The sequence below is a fragment of the Mesorhizobium sp. M1B.F.Ca.ET.045.04.1.1 genome, assembly GCF_003952465.1.
In the GTDB taxonomy this organism is placed as follows: domain Bacteria; phylum Pseudomonadota; class Alphaproteobacteria; order Rhizobiales; family Rhizobiaceae; genus Mesorhizobium; species Mesorhizobium shonense.
The window spans coordinates 2,397,983-2,413,110 of sequence record NZ_CP034448.1 but is presented as its reverse complement, the minus strand read 5'-3'; the positions used below and the strand labels follow the sequence as shown (position 1 = coordinate 2,413,110).

Sequence of the window (15,128 nt, the reverse complement as noted above, 5' to 3'; positions counted from 1 at the left end):
ATGAACGCTCCCCTCAACATATCAATGCCGGCCGAGGCCTCTCAGGCACCGAAAGCCTACCAGCTCCTGATCGACGGCAAGCATGTCGATGCGCGCGATGGCCGCACGATCGAGCGCAGCAGCCCCGGCCACGGCTTTGCAGTGTCGCGTTACGTCCAGGCGGGTGCGACGGAAGTGGAAGCCGCGGTTCAGGCCGCGCATAGAGCCTTCGAGGCTGGCCTCTGGCCGCGCATGAAGGCTTCCGAGCGCGCCGCCGTGCTGCTCAAGGCGGCCGACCTGATCGAAACCCGGCTGGAGGAGATTGCGCGTCTCGACGCGTTGGAATCCGGCAAGCCGATTGCCCAGGCGCGCGGCGAGATCGGCGGCGCCGTCGACATCTGGCGCTATGCCGCCTCGCTTGCCCGCACGCTCTCTGGCGAGAGCTATGCCAATCTCGGCGATTCCATGCTGGGCGTGGTGCTGCGCGAGCCGATCGGCGTCGTCTCGATCATCACGCCGTGGAACTTTCCGTTCCTGATCGTCAGCCAGAAACTGCCCTTCGCGCTCGCCGCCGGCTGCACGGCAGTGGTGAAGCCGAGCGAGATGACCTCCGCCTCGACCTTCGTGCTCGGCGACATTCTGCTCGAGGCGGGTCTGCCGGCCGGCGTGGTCAACATCCTCGCCGGTTTCGGCGCCGATGTCGGCGCACCGATGGTCAGCCATCCGCTGGTCGAGATGGTGTCCTTCACCGGCTCGACGCGGGTCGGCAAAATGACCATGGCCGCCGCGTCCAATTCGCTGAAGAAAGTCTCGATGGAGCTCGGCGGCAAGAACGGCCAGATCGTCTTCCCCGACGCCGACCTCGAGGCAGCGGCTGACGCAGCCGTCTTCGGCGGCTTCTTCAACGCCGGTGAGTGCTGCAATGCCGGCAGCCGGCTCATCGTGCATGAGGCGATCGCCGACGACTTCCTCAAGAGGGTCAAGGCGCTGGCCGAGAAGGTCAGGGTCGGCGACCCGCTCGACGACCGCACCAAGGTCGGCGCCATGATCTCGACCGATCACATGGCAAAGGTAGCCGGCTATGTAACGGCCGCGAAAACCGACGGCGGCAGCGTCTTCAGCGGCGGCGGGCAGCTCGCCTCCAACGCCGGCCAGTATCTCGACCCGACCATCGTCCGCGACGTCACCGAGGACATGGCGATCGCCCGTGAGGAAGTGTTCGGGCCGGTGCTGTCCGTGCTCACTTTTGAAACGATTGAAAAGGCATTGCACATCGCCAACAACACGCCCTATGGTCTGTCTGCGGGTGTATGGAGCGCCAGCATCGACACGTGCATGTCGGTGGCGCGCGGTGTGCGTTCGGGGACGGTTTGGGTGAATACGTTCATGGAAGGTTATCCCGAACTGCCTTTCGGCGGCTACAAGCAGTCCGGTCTAGGACGCGAACTCGGCAAACGCGCCGTCGAGGATTATACCGAGGAAAAGACTATCCAGTTTCATCGCGGCCAGCGCACCGGATGGTGGGTCGGCTGAGTTGGGAGACCCCGGCGGCCATCCGCCGGTGATGTGCATGCATGCAACAAGGGAGGTAGTAAATGTTGCGCAAACTGCTTATCGGAACGGCTCTTGCGACGAGCTTTGCGTTCTCGGCGCATGCCGCGGACGTCAAGGAAGTGCAGATGCTGCATTGGTGGACGTCGGGCGGCGAAGCGGCTGCTCTGAACGTGCTGAAGCAGGATCTGGCCAAGGAAGGCTATGCCTGGAAGGACGTGCCGGTGGCCGGCGGCGGCGGCGACGCCGCCATGACCGCGCTGAAGGCGATGGTCGCGGCCGGCAACTATCCGACCGCCTCGCAGATGCTCGGCTACACCGTGCTCGACTATGCCGCCGCCGGCGTCATGGGCGACCTCACCGAGACCGCCAAGAAGGAAGGCTGGGACAAGTCGGTTCCGGCCGCCCTGCAGAAATTCTCAGTCTATGACGGCAAGTGGGTCGCGGCCCCGGTCAACGTCCACTCCGTCAACTGGCTGTGGATCAACAAGGCGGTGATGGACAAGATCGGCGGCGCCGAGCCGAAGACCTTCGATGACTTCATTGCCCTCCTCGACAAGGCGAAGGCCGCGGGCGTCATCCCGCTGGCGCTTGGCGGCCAGAACTGGCAGGAAGCCACCATGTTCGACTCCGTCGTGCTGTCGACCGGCGGGCCGGAGTTCTACAAGAAGGCGATGAACGACCTCGATGAGGAGTCGCTCAAGTCCGACACGATGAAGAAGTCGTTCGACAATCTCGCCAAGCTGGTCACCTATGTCGACCCGAACTTCTCGGGCCGCGACTGGAACCTCGCCACCGCCATGGTCATCAAGGGCGACGCGCTGGTTCAGGTCATGGGCGACTGGGCCAAGGGCGAGTTCCACGCCGCCAACAAGACCCCGGGCACCGACTTCCTCTGCTACCGCTTCCCGGGCACCGACGGCTCGGTGATCTACAACTCCGACATGTTCGGCATGTTCAACGTTCCGGACGACCGCAAGGCCGCCCAGGTCGCTTTGGCCACCGCCACCTTGTCGAAGAGCTTCCAGTCGGCCTTCAACGTCGTGAAGGGCTCGGTTCCGGCCCGCACCGACGTGCCGGACACCGACTTCGACGCTTGCGGCAAGAAGGGCATCGCCGACCTGAAGAAAGCCAACGAAGGCGGCACACTGTTCGGCTCGCTGGCCCAGGGCTATGGCGCGCCTCCGGCGGTCGCCAATGCCTACAAGGACGTCATATCGAAGTTCGTCCACGGCCAGATCAAGACCTCGGACGAGGCCGTGACCGAGCTGGTCAAGGCAATCGACGACGCCAAGTAAGCTGCGCTTGAACTTAGGTCTCCCCCGCTCCGGCGGGGGAGGTCACCTGTCGACAAAGATGCGGGATGCACCCTGGCGCGCTGTCGTGCCGGGCAGCTCCCGACCAACCGGTACTGGATGAGCCGATGAGCACAGTTGCCGAAACCACCGCGAAGCTGACACCGGAGCACGACGCCCGCCCCACCGCGACCGTCCGCTCGCGATTGCAGGACCTGTTGCCGAAGATCGTCCTGGCGCCGAGTTTCGCGGCGACGATCGTCTTCGTCTATGGCTTCATCCTGTGGACGATCTATCTGTCGTTCACCAACTCCAAGACCTTCCCGTCCTACGCCATCACCGGTGCCCGCGCCTATCAGCGGCTGTGGCGCTGGACCTTCGAGAGCGACCCGCCGTCGAGCTGGTACACCTCGATCACCAATATGGGCATTTTCGGCTTCCTCTACATCCTGATCTGCCTGGCGCTCGGCCTGTTCCTGGCCATCCTGCTCGACCAGAAGATCCGCGGCGAGGGCATGCTGCGGCCGATCTACCTTTACCCGATGGCGCTCTCCTTCATCGTCACCGGCGTCGCCTGGAAATGGTTCCTCGACCCCGGCCTCGGGCTGGAGCAGACGCTGCATCAATGGGGCTGGACGAGCTTCCATTTCGACTGGATCAAGAACAACGACTTCGTCATCTACACGGTGGTAATCGCCGGCGTCTGGCAGGCCTCCGGCTTCATCATGGCGATGTTTTTGGCCGGCCTTCGCGGCATCGACGGCGAGATCATGAAGGCCGCGCAGATCGACGGCGCCACCACCTTCCAGCTCTACCGCCGCATCGTCATTCCGCTGCTGCGGCCGGTGTTCCTCTCGGCCTTCATCGTGCTCGCCCACCTCGCCATCAAGTCCTATGACCTTGTCGTGGCGCTGACCAGCGGCGGGCCCGGCGGCTCCGCCTGGCTGCCGTCCAACTTCATGTATGAGTTCACCTTCAAGCGCAACGAGATGGCGGTCGGGTCGGCGAGCGCGGTGATCATGCTGATGACCATCACGGCCATCATCGTTCCGTATCTCTATTCCGAGCTCAGGGAGAAGTCGCGATGAGCGCCGTCACTTCACCCGCTCGCCAGGCCTCAACCGGCGTCCGCGCCAGGATGCTCAACCGCATGGTGATCTACGGCCTGCTCGCGCTGTTCGCGATCTTCTACCTGATGCCGCTCTTCGTCATGCTGGTCACCTCGTTCAAGACCATGGACGAGATCCAGAACGGCAACATGCTGTCGCTGCCGCATGCGCCGACTTTCGCACCATGGATAAAGGCGTGGAGCGAAGTTTGCTCGGGCCTGACCTGCGTTGGCATGAAGGGCTATTTCTGGAACTCCATCAAGATGGTCGTGCCGGCGGTGCTGATCTCGACGCTGCTCGGCGCGCTCAACGGCTATGTGCTGACCAAATGGCGCTTCCGCGGCCACACGCTGGTCTTCGCGATGATGCTGTTTGCTTGTTTCATCCCGTTCCAGTCGGTGCTGTTGCCGATGGCAACCATCCTTGGCAGCATCGGCCGCTTCGGCGCCACCCTGCGGAACGCGACCGGGTTCAACTTCGGCCTCGGCAATTCGACGGTGAACCTGGTCTTCGTCCATGTGGTCTATGGCCTCGGCTTCACCACGCTGTTCTTCCGCAACTACTACGAGGCCTTCCCGACCGAACTGATCAAGGCGGCACAGGTCGACGGCGCCTCCTTCTTCCAGATATTTCGGCGCATCATGCTGCCCAATTCGCTGCCGATCATCGTTGTGACGGTGATCTACCAGTTCACCAACATCTGGAACGACTTCCTGTTCGCCTCCGCCTATGCCGGCTCCGGCGACGTGATGCCGATGACGGTGGCGCTGAACAATGTCGTCAACACCTCGACCGGCGTCGTCGAATACAACGTCAACATGGCCGCGGCGATGATCGCCGCGCTCCCCACCCTGATCGTCTATGTCGTCGCCGGCCGCTATTTCGTGCGCGGGCTGATGGCTGGCGCGGTCAAGGGCTGATCTTTTTTGAAGGAACGACCATGGCTTTTCTGGAAATTGATGGGCTGAAGAAGCGCTTCGGGAATGTCGAGATCCTGAAGGGCATCGATGTCGAGCTCGAAAAGGGCGGCTTCCTCGTGCTGGTCGGCCCGTCCGGCTGCGGCAAGTCCACGCTGCTCAACACCATCGCCGGCCTGGAGACCATCACCGAGGGCGAGATCCGCGTCGACGGCCGCGCGATCAACGATCTGCATCCCTCGAAGCGCGACATCGCCATGGTGTTCCAGAGCTACGCGCTCTATCCGAACATGACGGTCGCCGGAAACATCGCCTTCGGCATGGAGATGCGCGGCGTGCCGGCGGCGGAACGGCAGGCGGCGATCGACAAGGTGGCCAAGATCCTGCAGATCGGCCATCTCTTGCAGCGCAAGCCCAGCCAGCTCTCCGGCGGCCAGCGCCAGCGTGTCGCCATGGGCCGCGCGCTGGTGCGCGACCCGAAACTCTTCCTTTTCGACGAGCCGCTGTCCAACCTCGACGCGAAGCTGCGCGTCGACATGCGCATCGAGATCAAGCGCCTACACGCCACGACCGGCACGACGATCGTCTATGTCACCCACGACCAGATCGAGGCGATGACGCTGGCGACCAAGATCGCCGTGATGCGCGACGGCGAGGTGCAGCAGTTCGGCACGCCGGCCGAAATCTATAACAACCCGACCAACATCTTCGTTGCCGACTTCATGGGCTCGCCAGCGATGAACCTGATCCCGGCCAAGATCGGCGCCAATGGCAGCGGCTTGTCCGTCGTGCTCGACCGCGAGGCGCGCCAGCCGATCACGCTGTCGCTGCCCGGCGCGCCGGCCGGCCTTGCGGCCTTCAAGGACAAGCCGGTGATCTTCGGCGTTCGCCCGGAAGCGCTGACCGATCCGGAAGGCGCCGAGCGCAACGGATCCGAGATCGCCACCGCCGACTGCCACATCGAGGTGGTCGAGCCGGCGGGATCGGATACGTTCGCGGTCACCAATCTCGGTGGTAAGGGCGTGGTGGCGCGGCTGCGTGCCGATGCCAGGATCCAGCCCGGCACCAGCACGCCGCTGGCCTTTAACCTGAGCAAGGCGGTGTTCTTCGATCCGGCGACCGAGAAGCGCATCCTCTGATGCATGTCGCCCAAAAGTGGCTCCGGTTTTGGGGCAACGACATGCATCAAAATAAAGACCCTTAGACTATGACAAGTCCGGATATCGTCATCATCGGCTCCGGCATCGGCGGCGCCACGATCGCCGCCGGCTTGGCCGGCAGCGGCGCCTCGATCCTGATCCTGGAGCGCGGCGAGCCGCTGCCAGCGACGCCGCATGCGCGTTCGACGCGCTCGATCTTCATCGACGGGCATTACCGGCCGAAGGAGATGTGGCGCGAGTCCGGCGGCGCGGCCTTCAATCCCGGCAATTATTACTATGTCGGTGGCAACTCGAAATTCTTCGGCGCGGTGCTGATCCGCTACCGCAAGGAGGACTTTTCCGAGCTCGAGCATTTCGGCGGCGTGTCGCCGGCCTGGCCGTTTTCCTATGACGAGTTCGAGCCCTGGTACTCGAAGGCCGAGCAGCTTTTTCGCGTGCGCGGCTCGCTCGGCGAGGATCCGACCGAGCCGTTCCATTCGATCCCCTATGCCTTCAAGCCGGTGCCCGACGAACCTTCGATCGCGCGCGCCCGCGCCGAACTCAAAGGCCTCGGCCTGCATCCCGCTTCGCTGCCGCTCGGTGTCGACATCGAAGCCTGGCTGAAGGACGGCAAGACCGGCTGGGATGCTTTCCCCAATACCGGCCAGGGCAAGGTCGACGCCCAAACCGGGCCGCTGACAGCAGCCCTCGTGGACAAAAACATACGGCTCGAAACGGGCGCGCATGTCGATTGGCTCGAGCCCTCTCCGGACGGCAAGTCGATCGCCGCCATCCACTATACCCAGCACGGCTCGCAAAAGACGCTGTCGCCGAAGCTGGTCATCCTCTCGGCCGGCGCGGTCAACTCCGCCGTCATGCTGTTGCGCTCGCCTTCCGCCGGCAACGGCAAGGCGGGCGGCAAAGGCCTCGCCAACAGCTCCGACCAGGTCGGCCGCAATTTCATGAACCACAATTCGAGCGCGATGCTGGCGATCGACCCGCGCCGCCGCAACGACGCCGTCTACCAGAAGACGCTGATGCTCAACGACTACTATCTGTCGGACGGCAAGGGCGGCAAGCCGTTGGGCAATGTGCAGTTGCTCGGCAAGATCGACGGCAACATGCTGAGGGCCAATGTGAAGCTGGCGCCGAAGTTCGCGCTCGATTTCATGGCCGGCCACGCCGTCGATTGGTACCTGATGTGCGAGGACCTGCCCGATCCCGAAAGTCGCATCATGGTCGACGGCAAGGAGATCGTCATGCAGTGGCGGCGCTCCAACATGCAGTCGCTGGAAGGCCTGACCAAGGTGATGCGCGAAAACTTCCGCGCCTGCGGCTATCCGATCGTGCTGTCGCGCCCCTTCGACAAGCGCACGCCCTCGCACCAGTGCGGCACCGTGCGCATGGGCAACGATCCGGCAACGGCGCCGCTCGATCCGTTCTGCCGTGCCTACGACCACCGGAACCTGTTCGTCGTCGACGGCGGCTTCCTGCCGACGTCCGCTGCGGTCAACCCGGCGCTGTCGATCGCGGCCCAGGCGCTGCGCGTCGCCGACCACATCCGCAAGACGGAGCTTGCAGCATGACCCGCCCGGCGGCCATCGTCACCGGCGGCGCGCGCGGCATCGGGCTGGCTTGCGCGGAGGCGCTTGCCGATGCCGGCTTCGACATCCTCGTCGCCGACCTCGCCGACAAGCCTGCCGACGGGCTTGCCAAGAACATCGCAGCGCGCGGCGCGAAATTCGCCTACGCCCGCTGCGATATCGCCGATCTCGCCGGACATCCGAAACTGGTTGCAACGGCTACGGATGCCTTCGGCCGCATCGACTGCCTCGTCAACAATGCCGGCATAGGCGCCGTGGTGCGCGGCGACCTTCTGGAGTTGAAGCCGGAAAATTTCGATCGCGCGCTGGATATCAACCTGCGCGGCACGGTGTTCCTCAGCCAGGCCGTCGCCAAAGCGATGCTAGCAACCCCCTCAAGCGCGACCAGATCGATCATCACCATCACCTCGGTCAGCGCCGCGATGGCCTCGCCTGAGCGTGCGGACTACTGCATTTCCAAGGCCGGCCTATCCATGTGGGTGAAGAACCTGGCGCTGCGGCTCGCCGCCGAAGGTATCGGCGTGTTCGAGGTCCGGCCAGGCATCATCCGCACCGACATGACCGCCGGCGTTTCCGCCAAATATGACGCGCTGATCGATGGCGGCCTGGTGCCGGCAAAACGCTGGGGCGAGACCGCCGACATCGGCAACGTGGTCGCGGCGCTGGCCTCGGGGAAATTCGGTTTTTCGACCGGATCGGTCATCGATGTCGACGGCGCGCTTTCCGTGCCCCGCTTGTGAGTGAGTGGAACAATGGCTGATTACATCATCGTTGGCGCCGGCCCGGCCGGCTGCGTGCTGGCCAACCGGCTGAGCGAGGATCCTTCGATCTCGGTGCTGTTGCTCGAAGCCGGCGGCAAGGATTGGCATCCGCTGATCCATATGCCGGCGGGTTTCGCCAAGATGACCAAGGGCATCGCCTCCTGGGGTGGTCGACCGTGCCGCAGAAGCACATGAAGGACCGCGTCTTCTGGTACACGCAGGCCAAGGTCGTCGGCGGCGGCTCGTCGATCAACGCGCAGATCTACACGCGCGGCAACGCCCGCGACTACGATGCCTGGGAGAAGGAAGAGGGCCTCACCGGCTGGGGCTATCGCGACGTGCTGCCCTATTTCAAGCGCGCCGAGAACAACCAGCGTTTCGCCAACGACTATCACGGCGACCAGGGCCCGCTCGGCGTCTCCAACCCGATTTCGCCGCTGCCGATCTGCGAGGCCTATTTCCGCGCCGGCCAGGAGATGGGCATCCCCTTCAATCCGGATTTCAACGGCTCTAGCCAGGAGGGCGTCGGCTACTACCAGCTCACCCAGAAGGACGCGCGGCGCTCGTCCGCCTCGGTCGCCTATCTGAAGCCGATTCGCACCCGCAAGAACCTTGCGGTCCGAACCGACGTGCTCGTCACCCGCATCGTCATCGAGAAGGGCCGCGCCATCGGCGTCGAGATGGTCGACAAGCCCGGCGGCGAGAAGACCATATTGCGCGCCGAGCGAGAGGTGATCACCTCCTCCGGGTCCATCGGCTCGCCGAAGCTCCTGATGCAGTCCGGCATCGGACCAGCCGACCATCTGAAATCGGTCGGCGTGACGCCGGTCCACGACCTGCCCGGCGTCGGCTCCAACATGCAGGACCATCTCGACCTGTTCGTCATCGCCGAATGCACCGGCGACCACACCTATGACAACTACGCCAAGCTGCACCGCACGCTATGGGCCGGCCTGCAATATCTGCTTTTGAAGAAGGGCCCGGTCGCCTCCAGCCTGTTCGAGACCGGCGGCTTCTGGTACGCCGACCCGACGGCCGCCTCGCCCGACATCCAGTTCCATCTCGGCCTCGGCTCCGGCATCGAGGCCGGCGTCGAGAAGCTGAAGAACCCGGGCGTGACGCTGAACTCGGCTTTCCTGCGTCCGCGCTCGCGCGGCACGGTGCGGCTGAACAGCGCCGATCCGGCCGATCATCCGCTGATCGATCCGAATTACTGGTCCGACCCCTATGATCGCGACATGTCGATCAAGGGCCTTAGGCTGGCGCGCGAGATCATGCGCCAGAAGGCGCTGCAGCCCTATGTGCTGCGCGAGGTGCTGCCGGGCCCTGCCCTGCAAAGCGACGCCGAGCTCTTCGACTATGCCTGCCGAACCTCGAAGACCGACCACCATCCGGTCGGCACCTGCCGCATGGGCCATGACGCAATGGCGGTGGTGACGCCGGATCTGAGGCTGCGCGGCATCGACGGCCTGCGCGTCTGCGATGCCTCCGTAATGCCGCGCGTCCCCTCCTCCAACACCAACGCACCGACGATCATGGTCGGCGAAAAAGGCGCCGATCTGATTCTTGGCCGCGAGCCGTTGCCGCCGGCCGTGTTCAAAGGCAACCAGGCGGCTTGAGGGAACATCGATGATCAGGCACTGCGTCTTCGTCCGCTTCCGCGACGATGTCTCCACCTCCGAGCACATGGCGATCCACGCCGATCTGGAGGGGCTGCGCTCGTTGATCGACGGCATGGGCAAGGTCCATTTCAGCGCCAATGTCAGCCCCGAGCCCTTCGCGCGCGGCTTCAGCCATGGCTTCACCATCGATTTCCGCGATGCCGCCGCCCGCGACGCCTATCTGGTGCACGAAGCGCATCGGCGCGCCGGCGCCCGGCTGGTCGCCGCCCTTGATGGCGGCACCGACGGGTTGATGGTCTTCGATCTGGAAATTTCCGGCTGAAGCGGGACGGCACGTTGCGGATTCATCCCAACCGCAGCGCCACCACGCCGGCGACGATCCCGAGCGCGGCGGTGGCGCGCCAAGCCGTCATCTTCTCGCCCAGCGCCAGCACCGAGATCAGCATGGCGAACAGGATCGAGGTCTCGCGCAGCGACGCGACCGAGGCGATCGGCGCCTTGGTCATCGCCCACATCACGATCCAGTAGGCTGCGCCGCTGAGCACGCCGGTGAAAAGCCCTGCCTTCCAGTCGCGCGCCAGCATGGGGAGCGACTGCGGGCCACGGAAGGCAACGCATAGCACCAGCGCCCACGCAGCGTCGCAGACGAACAGCCAGGCTGCATAGCTTTGCGCGGTTGCCGCCAGCCGCGCGCCGCTGCCGTCGGACAGCGTATAGCTGGCGATGAAGATCGAGGTGCCAAGCGCGAAGCCGACCGCGCGAAGGTTGAACCGCTCCAGATGCACGCCGCCGCGAAACGACATGACAAACGTACCGATCGACAACAGCACGATGCCGACGATCGCGAGCGGCGCAGGAACCTCCCCGACCAGGACGATGGCGCCGAGCGCCGAAAGCAGTGGCGCGGTGCCGCGCGCCAGCGGATAGGTCTGGGCGAAATCGCCGGCCTTGTAGGCGCTGATCAGGAACGTCCGGTAGCCCATATGGAAGAAGACCGAGGCGAGAATGAACGGCCACACCTCCGCTTTCGGTATCTCGACGAAGGGAAGAACGAGGAGCGCCGCAAATCCCATGCCGAGCGTCATCAGCGTGATCGACAGGAAGCGGTCGAGATGCACCTTGACCAGCGCGTTCCAGATCGCATGCATGGCGGCGGCCGAGAGCACCGCAAGGAAGACGAAAAGCGTCATGCCCGGTTCACCTGCCCGCCAGGCCTGGGGCAATGCCCGGCGTTTCCAGATCGATATCGACCCTGAGCGGGAAATGGTCCGAAGCCACCTCCCCGATGTCGGCGCCGACCGAGCGCACCCGCCCGGCCAGCACGCCGCCGACGAAGCAATGGTCGAGCCGTCGTTTCGCCAGCCTGCCGTCGATGATCTTTTCGTGCGTATGGAAGTCCGGCACGGGCTCGCTGGCGACGGAAGCGGCGTCGACGAAGCCGCCGAGATAGGCGGCGGCGCGATGATAGGGCGTGCTGCCGACGATGCGCCGGTATTCGGCGCTTCTCGGTTCCATATTGAAATCGCCAAGCCAGATCGCCGCCAGCGGGTTTTCCGGTTCGGGCTCGCCATTGCTCCAATTGCGCTGCGGCTCATCGTCGGCGCCGCTCCACGGGCCGCCGTCGGACGGCGCACGGCGATGCTCGCCAAGCAGATAGTCGATCTGTTCCAGCCTCTCCTCGGCCGCGATATGCGCAAGGTGCAGCGAGATAACCCGCACGGGTCCCGCCGGCGTGCGGATCATGCATTCCAGCGCCGCGTTGCGGGTGTTGAGCGGCCTGAGCGTGCGGCGCAGCGGCAGCACGTGCAGCCTTGACCAGACGATCGGCAGCTTCGACAGCACCATCGTACCGAACTGCCGCCGGCGGTTCACGACCCGGTCGTCACGCTTTTCGCTGGCGTCCATGTCGAAGGCCGGGCCATAGGCCCAGTAATAGTCGGGCAGCAGCCGTGAAAGCATCTCCGGCTGGTCGTCGCCATTGCTGCGCTGCCAGTGCCGCTCGACTTCTTGCAACGCGATGATGTCGGCGCCATCGACAAGGCGCGCTGCGCGCGCGAGATCGTAGCGGCCGTCGCTGCCGAACCCGTACTGGATATTGTAGCTTACCAGCTTCATCGATTAACCGGCTCAATTCCGATGACCGCAGTAGCGCCCCGCCGATGGCGTTGCAATGGACCGTGGCGGCACGCGAAATGGTCCAGCCGATAATCACCGGATCGGCCCATCCCTTGAGCGGTTCATCGTTTCACGAAACGCTGAACTGCTCTAACCATTTGTTTTTACGCAATTCCGGACGGAAAACCGTTACGCACTTTTCCTGGAATTGCTCTAATAAGTCGTGAGCGGCTGGAACCGTCCGGCCGGCGATGCAGCCAGCTCGGCCCAGTCGATCTCCTCTTCCAGCCGGTGGTAGGCCTCGTCGCCGATCGTGCCGTTGCGGCGCAGCTCCTCCAGCGTGTCGCGCTGGCGGTTGATGGCATAGAGGCGCAGCCGGTCGTATTCGGTGGCCGCCTGCGCATCTTCCGGATTCTCGGCGACCAGACGCTGAGCCTCGTACTGCTCGCGCACGACCGCGGCTGCGGCCGTCGTCTTGCGGCTCAGCACGTCGAGCGCGGCTTGCATGATGGCAACGCGCGCCTGGGCCACCTCGCGGTCCACCGTCGTATCCCGCTCGAAATCGAGCCGGCGCAGCAGCGGCTTCAGGCTGATGCCTTGCAGCACCAGCGTGCCGAGCACGACAGCGAAGGCGGCAAGCACGATCGGATCACGGCCGGGGAAGCCCGTCGGCAAGGCAATAGCCGCGACCAGCGTCACCAGCCCGCGCATGCCGCACCAGCCGACGAGCACGGCACCGCGAAACGTCGGCGCATCCCGCCTTTGTTCTTCGCTGTCGAAGCGGGCAAACCGTCTCATGATGGCGACATAAGCCAGCACCCAGACGAGGCGCGCCACGATGACGACGGCCAGCACTGTTGCGGCGAAGGCAAATGCATCGCCTTGCCCCTCGCCGGAGAGCCGGCCGACGATCGACCGTGCCTGCAGGCCCATCAGCACGAAAGCAAGCACGTTGAGCACGAACACCGCCGACTCCCAGACCGAATAGGTGCTGACGCGGCGCCTCGCCGTCATGTGGCGCGGTGCGGTGCGCGCGATGGTGATGGCATAGACGACGATGGTGATAATGGCGGAGAGGCCGATCCTGTCGGCGATGATCCAGACCGCGAAGGTTCCGGCAAACTGCACCACGGTGCTGCTTGCCGCATCCTCGATCCGCGTCAGGGTCAGCAGCGAGATGCGCCCGAACAGATAGCCGGCGGCAACGCTGCCAACCGTCGATAAAAGGACCACCGGCACCGCGTCCTTCAGCATGACCGAGCCGATGGCGGCCGAAACCGCAATCCGGTAGATCAGCAGTGCCGTGGCATCGTTGAGCAGGCTCTCGCCCTGCAGGATGGCGGTGAGCCGGTGCGGCACCTTGAATTGGTTGAGCACGGCGCTCGCCGCCACGGCGTCCGGCGGAGCGACGATGGCGCCGAGCGCGATCGCCGCCGCGATTGGCAGGCCGGCCATCTTCCAGCCGACGAAGGCAACGACCACGGTGGTGAAGACGACGGCGCCGAGCGCCAGCAGCACCAGCGACAGCCGGTAGCGCTTCAGGTCGCGCAGCGATGTGTCATAGGCGGCATCGAGAAGCACAGGCGCGATGAACAGCGCCAGCGCCAGTTCCGGATCGATCTCGATCATCGGGGCGCCCGGCAGGAAGGCGAGCCCTGCCCCGGCCAGGGCAAGGAGCGACGGATAAGGCACCTCCAGCCAGCGTGACAGCGCCGTCAGCGCGACGGCAATCAAAAGCAGGATCAAGGTGACTTCGAACAGCGCCATGGCTCATCGTAGCGGCGAAGCGGGCGAGTTGGCAGTGCCTTCCGATAGGATGCTGTTGATTGTCCGGCAAGATTGGCAGTGTGAATCGGATCGTCCCAGAACGCCCCTGCGGTGCAGAAATCCGAAGCGCTGGCGGGACAGCACCCCCCCTCTGTCCTGCAGGACAGAGGGGGGTGTGAAGGAACGCGGCGCTCCAGCTTCGCTAATGCAGCACCAGCATGTCGCCCGACGAGAAGGAGATGTCCGCCTTCTCGCCGACAACGGGCGGCGGCGTCGCGGAGTTGTTGAAGGTGTCGAGCGAAACCGTGTTGCCGCCGATGCCGACGCGCACGCGGATGACCGAGCCCAGGAAATGCACTTCGGCGATCTCGCCCGACAGGCTGGTGTCATGGCCGGGCTGGCGCGCCAGCGAGATCGCTTCCGGCCGCAGTGCCAAGGACAGCGTGTCGCCGGACTTCGAGCCGTTGAGCTTGCCCTTGAGCGAGACCTCCTGCGCGTTGACCTGCACCTTGCCCGAGGAGGCATCGGTGACCTTGCCTTCCAGCACATTGAGCGTGCCGACGAAATTGGCGACGAACTTGGTCGCCGGCCGATTGTAGATCTCGAAGGGCGTGCCGACCTGCTCGGCCCTGCCGCCATACATGACGGCGATGCGGTCGGAGATCGACAGCGCCTCTTCCTGGTCGTGCGTGACGAAGATGGTGGTGATGCCCAGCTTCTTCTGGATCGAGCGGATTTCCTCGCGCAGCGACACCCGCACCTTGGCGTCGAGCGCCGACAGCGGCTCGTCGAGCAGCAAGAGTTTCGGCTTCGGCGCGATCGCGCGCGCCAGCGCAATGCGCTGCTGCTGGCCGCCGGAAAGTTGGTAGGGGTAGCGGTCGCCCATCTGCGGCAGCTTGATGATGTCGAGCATCTCGGCGACGCGCCTGTCGGCATCTGCCTTCGGCATGCCGGCTACTTTCAGTCCGAAGCCGATGTTCTGCGCCACCGTCAGATTGGGGAACAGCGCATAGGCCTGGAACACCATGCCGACATTGCGCTGGTTGGGCTTCAGCCTGGTGATATCCTTGCCTCCGACGACGATCTTGCCGGCCGAGGGCTCCTCGAAGCCGGCGACCATGCGCAGCACCGTCGTCTTGCCGCAGCCGGACGGACCCAGGAAGGAGACAAATTCGCCCGGCTCGACATCGAGATTGAAATCCTGCACCACGGTAGTGGCGCCAAAGGCCTTTCGCACATGCTGGATGGAGAGGAACGGCTCGGCCATGG

The 15,128-nt window shown here is 64.6% G+C and carries 12 protein-coding genes and 1 pseudogene; 9 read left to right on the top strand and 4 right to left on the bottom strand.

Going from position 1 to position 15,128, the window contains the following annotated elements; translation table 11 throughout:
- From EJ071_RS11845 to EJ071_RS11805, 9 genes and pseudogenes are all read left to right on the top strand, one after another.
- The gene (locus EJ071_RS11845) at positions 1–1,512 is read left to right on the top strand and encodes an aldehyde dehydrogenase family protein (RefSeq protein WP_126098025.1); all 1,512 of its coding nucleotides are present in this window, start codon (positions 1–3) and stop codon (positions 1,510–1,512) included.
- Between the two features lie 62 nt (positions 1,513–1,574).
- The gene (locus EJ071_RS11840; protein ID WP_126098024.1) at positions 1,575–2,828 is read left to right on the top strand and encodes an ABC transporter substrate-binding protein; all 1,254 of its coding nucleotides are present in this window, start codon (positions 1,575–1,577) and stop codon (positions 2,826–2,828) included.
- Between the two features lie 125 nt (positions 2,829–2,953).
- On the top strand, positions 2,954–3,913 hold the full coding sequence (locus EJ071_RS11835) for a sugar ABC transporter permease (RefSeq protein WP_126098023.1): 960 nt from the start codon (positions 2,954–2,956) through the stop codon (positions 3,911–3,913).
- The gene (locus EJ071_RS11830) at positions 3,910–4,854 is read left to right on the top strand and encodes a carbohydrate ABC transporter permease (RefSeq protein ID WP_126098022.1); all 945 of its coding nucleotides are present in this window, start codon (positions 3,910–3,912) and stop codon (positions 4,852–4,854) included. The genes EJ071_RS11835 and EJ071_RS11830 overlap by 4 nt, the downstream gene beginning before the upstream one ends.
- Before the next feature lie 20 nt (positions 4,855–4,874).
- The gene (locus EJ071_RS11825; RefSeq protein WP_126098021.1) at positions 4,875–5,990 is read left to right on the top strand and encodes an ABC transporter ATP-binding protein; all 1,116 of its coding nucleotides are present in this window, start codon (positions 4,875–4,877) and stop codon (positions 5,988–5,990) included.
- A gap of 68 nt (positions 5,991–6,058) precedes the next feature.
- A complete protein-coding gene (locus EJ071_RS11820; RefSeq protein ID WP_126098020.1) occupies positions 6,059–7,576 on the top strand; it encodes a GMC family oxidoreductase in 1,518 nt (505 codons plus the stop codon).
- A complete protein-coding gene (locus tag EJ071_RS11815; protein WP_126098019.1) occupies positions 7,573–8,334 on the top strand; it encodes a 3-ketoacyl-ACP reductase in 762 nt (253 codons plus the stop codon). The genes EJ071_RS11820 and EJ071_RS11815 overlap by 4 nt, the downstream gene beginning before the upstream one ends.
- A gap of 12 nt (positions 8,335–8,346) precedes the next feature.
- A pseudogene (locus EJ071_RS11810) lies at positions 8,347–9,974 on the top strand (choline dehydrogenase).
- 10 nt (positions 9,975–9,984) lie between these two features.
- Positions 9,985–10,299: a Dabb family protein gene (locus tag EJ071_RS11805; RefSeq protein WP_126098018.1), complete on the top strand. Its 315-nt coding sequence runs from the start codon at positions 9,985–9,987 to the stop codon at positions 10,297–10,299.
- 22 nt (positions 10,300–10,321) lie between these two features.
- On the opposite strand, the gene EJ071_RS11800 is transcribed toward EJ071_RS11805, so the two are convergent.
- The 4 genes from EJ071_RS11800 to EJ071_RS11785 all read right to left on the bottom strand — a co-directional run bounded on the left by EJ071_RS11800 (position 10,322) and on the right by EJ071_RS11785 (position 15,126).
- Entirely contained in the window at positions 10,322–11,167 is an 846-nt protein-coding gene (locus EJ071_RS11800) for an EamA family transporter (protein WP_126098017.1), read from the bottom strand.
- 7 nt (positions 11,168–11,174) lie between these two features.
- Positions 11,175–12,092, bottom strand: coding sequence for an endonuclease/exonuclease/phosphatase family protein (locus EJ071_RS11795; RefSeq protein WP_126098016.1), 918 nt, complete (start codon positions 12,090–12,092; stop codon positions 11,175–11,177).
- Between the two features lie 213 nt (positions 12,093–12,305).
- The gene (locus tag EJ071_RS11790; RefSeq protein ID WP_126098015.1) at positions 12,306–13,859 is read right to left on the bottom strand and encodes a sodium:proton antiporter; all 1,554 of its coding nucleotides are present in this window, start codon (positions 13,857–13,859) and stop codon (positions 12,306–12,308) included.
- Between the two features lie 202 nt (positions 13,860–14,061).
- Entirely contained in the window at positions 14,062–15,126 is a 1,065-nt protein-coding gene (locus EJ071_RS11785; RefSeq protein WP_126098014.1) for an ABC transporter ATP-binding protein, read from the bottom strand.
- Positions 15,127–15,128 lie beyond the last annotated feature (2 nt).

Excerpts from the sequence above, each read along its gene's own strand:
- EJ071_RS11845 (WP_126098025.1), top strand. The coding sequence starts at position 1 with ATGAACGCTCCCCTCAACATATCAATGCCGGCCGAGGCCTCTCAGGCA.
- EJ071_RS11840 (WP_126098024.1), top strand. The coding sequence starts at position 1,575 with ATGTTGCGCAAACTGCTTATCGGAACGGCTCTTGCGACGAGCTTTGCG.
- EJ071_RS11835 (WP_126098023.1), top strand. The coding sequence starts at position 2,954 with ATGAGCACAGTTGCCGAAACCACCGCGAAGCTGACACCGGAGCACGAC.
- EJ071_RS11830 (WP_126098022.1), top strand. The coding sequence starts at position 3,910 with ATGAGCGCCGTCACTTCACCCGCTCGCCAGGCCTCAACCGGCGTCCGC.
- EJ071_RS11825 (WP_126098021.1), top strand. The coding sequence starts at position 4,875 with ATGGCTTTTCTGGAAATTGATGGGCTGAAGAAGCGCTTCGGGAATGTC.
- EJ071_RS11820 (WP_126098020.1), top strand. The coding sequence starts at position 6,059 with ATGACAAGTCCGGATATCGTCATCATCGGCTCCGGCATCGGCGGCGCC.
- EJ071_RS11815 (WP_126098019.1), top strand. The coding sequence starts at position 7,573 with ATGACCCGCCCGGCGGCCATCGTCACCGGCGGCGCGCGCGGCATCGGG.
- EJ071_RS11805 (WP_126098018.1), top strand. The coding sequence starts at position 9,985 with ATGATCAGGCACTGCGTCTTCGTCCGCTTCCGCGACGATGTCTCCACC.
- EJ071_RS11800 (WP_126098017.1), bottom strand. The coding sequence starts at position 11,167 with ATGACGCTTTTCGTCTTCCTTGCGGTGCTCTCGGCCGCCGCCATGCAT.
- EJ071_RS11795 (WP_126098016.1), bottom strand. The coding sequence starts at position 12,092 with ATGAAGCTGGTAAGCTACAATATCCAGTACGGGTTCGGCAGCGACGGC.
- EJ071_RS11790 (WP_126098015.1), bottom strand. The coding sequence starts at position 13,859 with ATGGCGCTGTTCGAAGTCACCTTGATCCTGCTTTTGATTGCCGTCGCG.
- EJ071_RS11785 (WP_126098014.1), bottom strand. The coding sequence starts at position 15,126 with ATGGCCGAGCCGTTCCTCTCCATCCAGCATGTGCGAAAGGCCTTTGGC.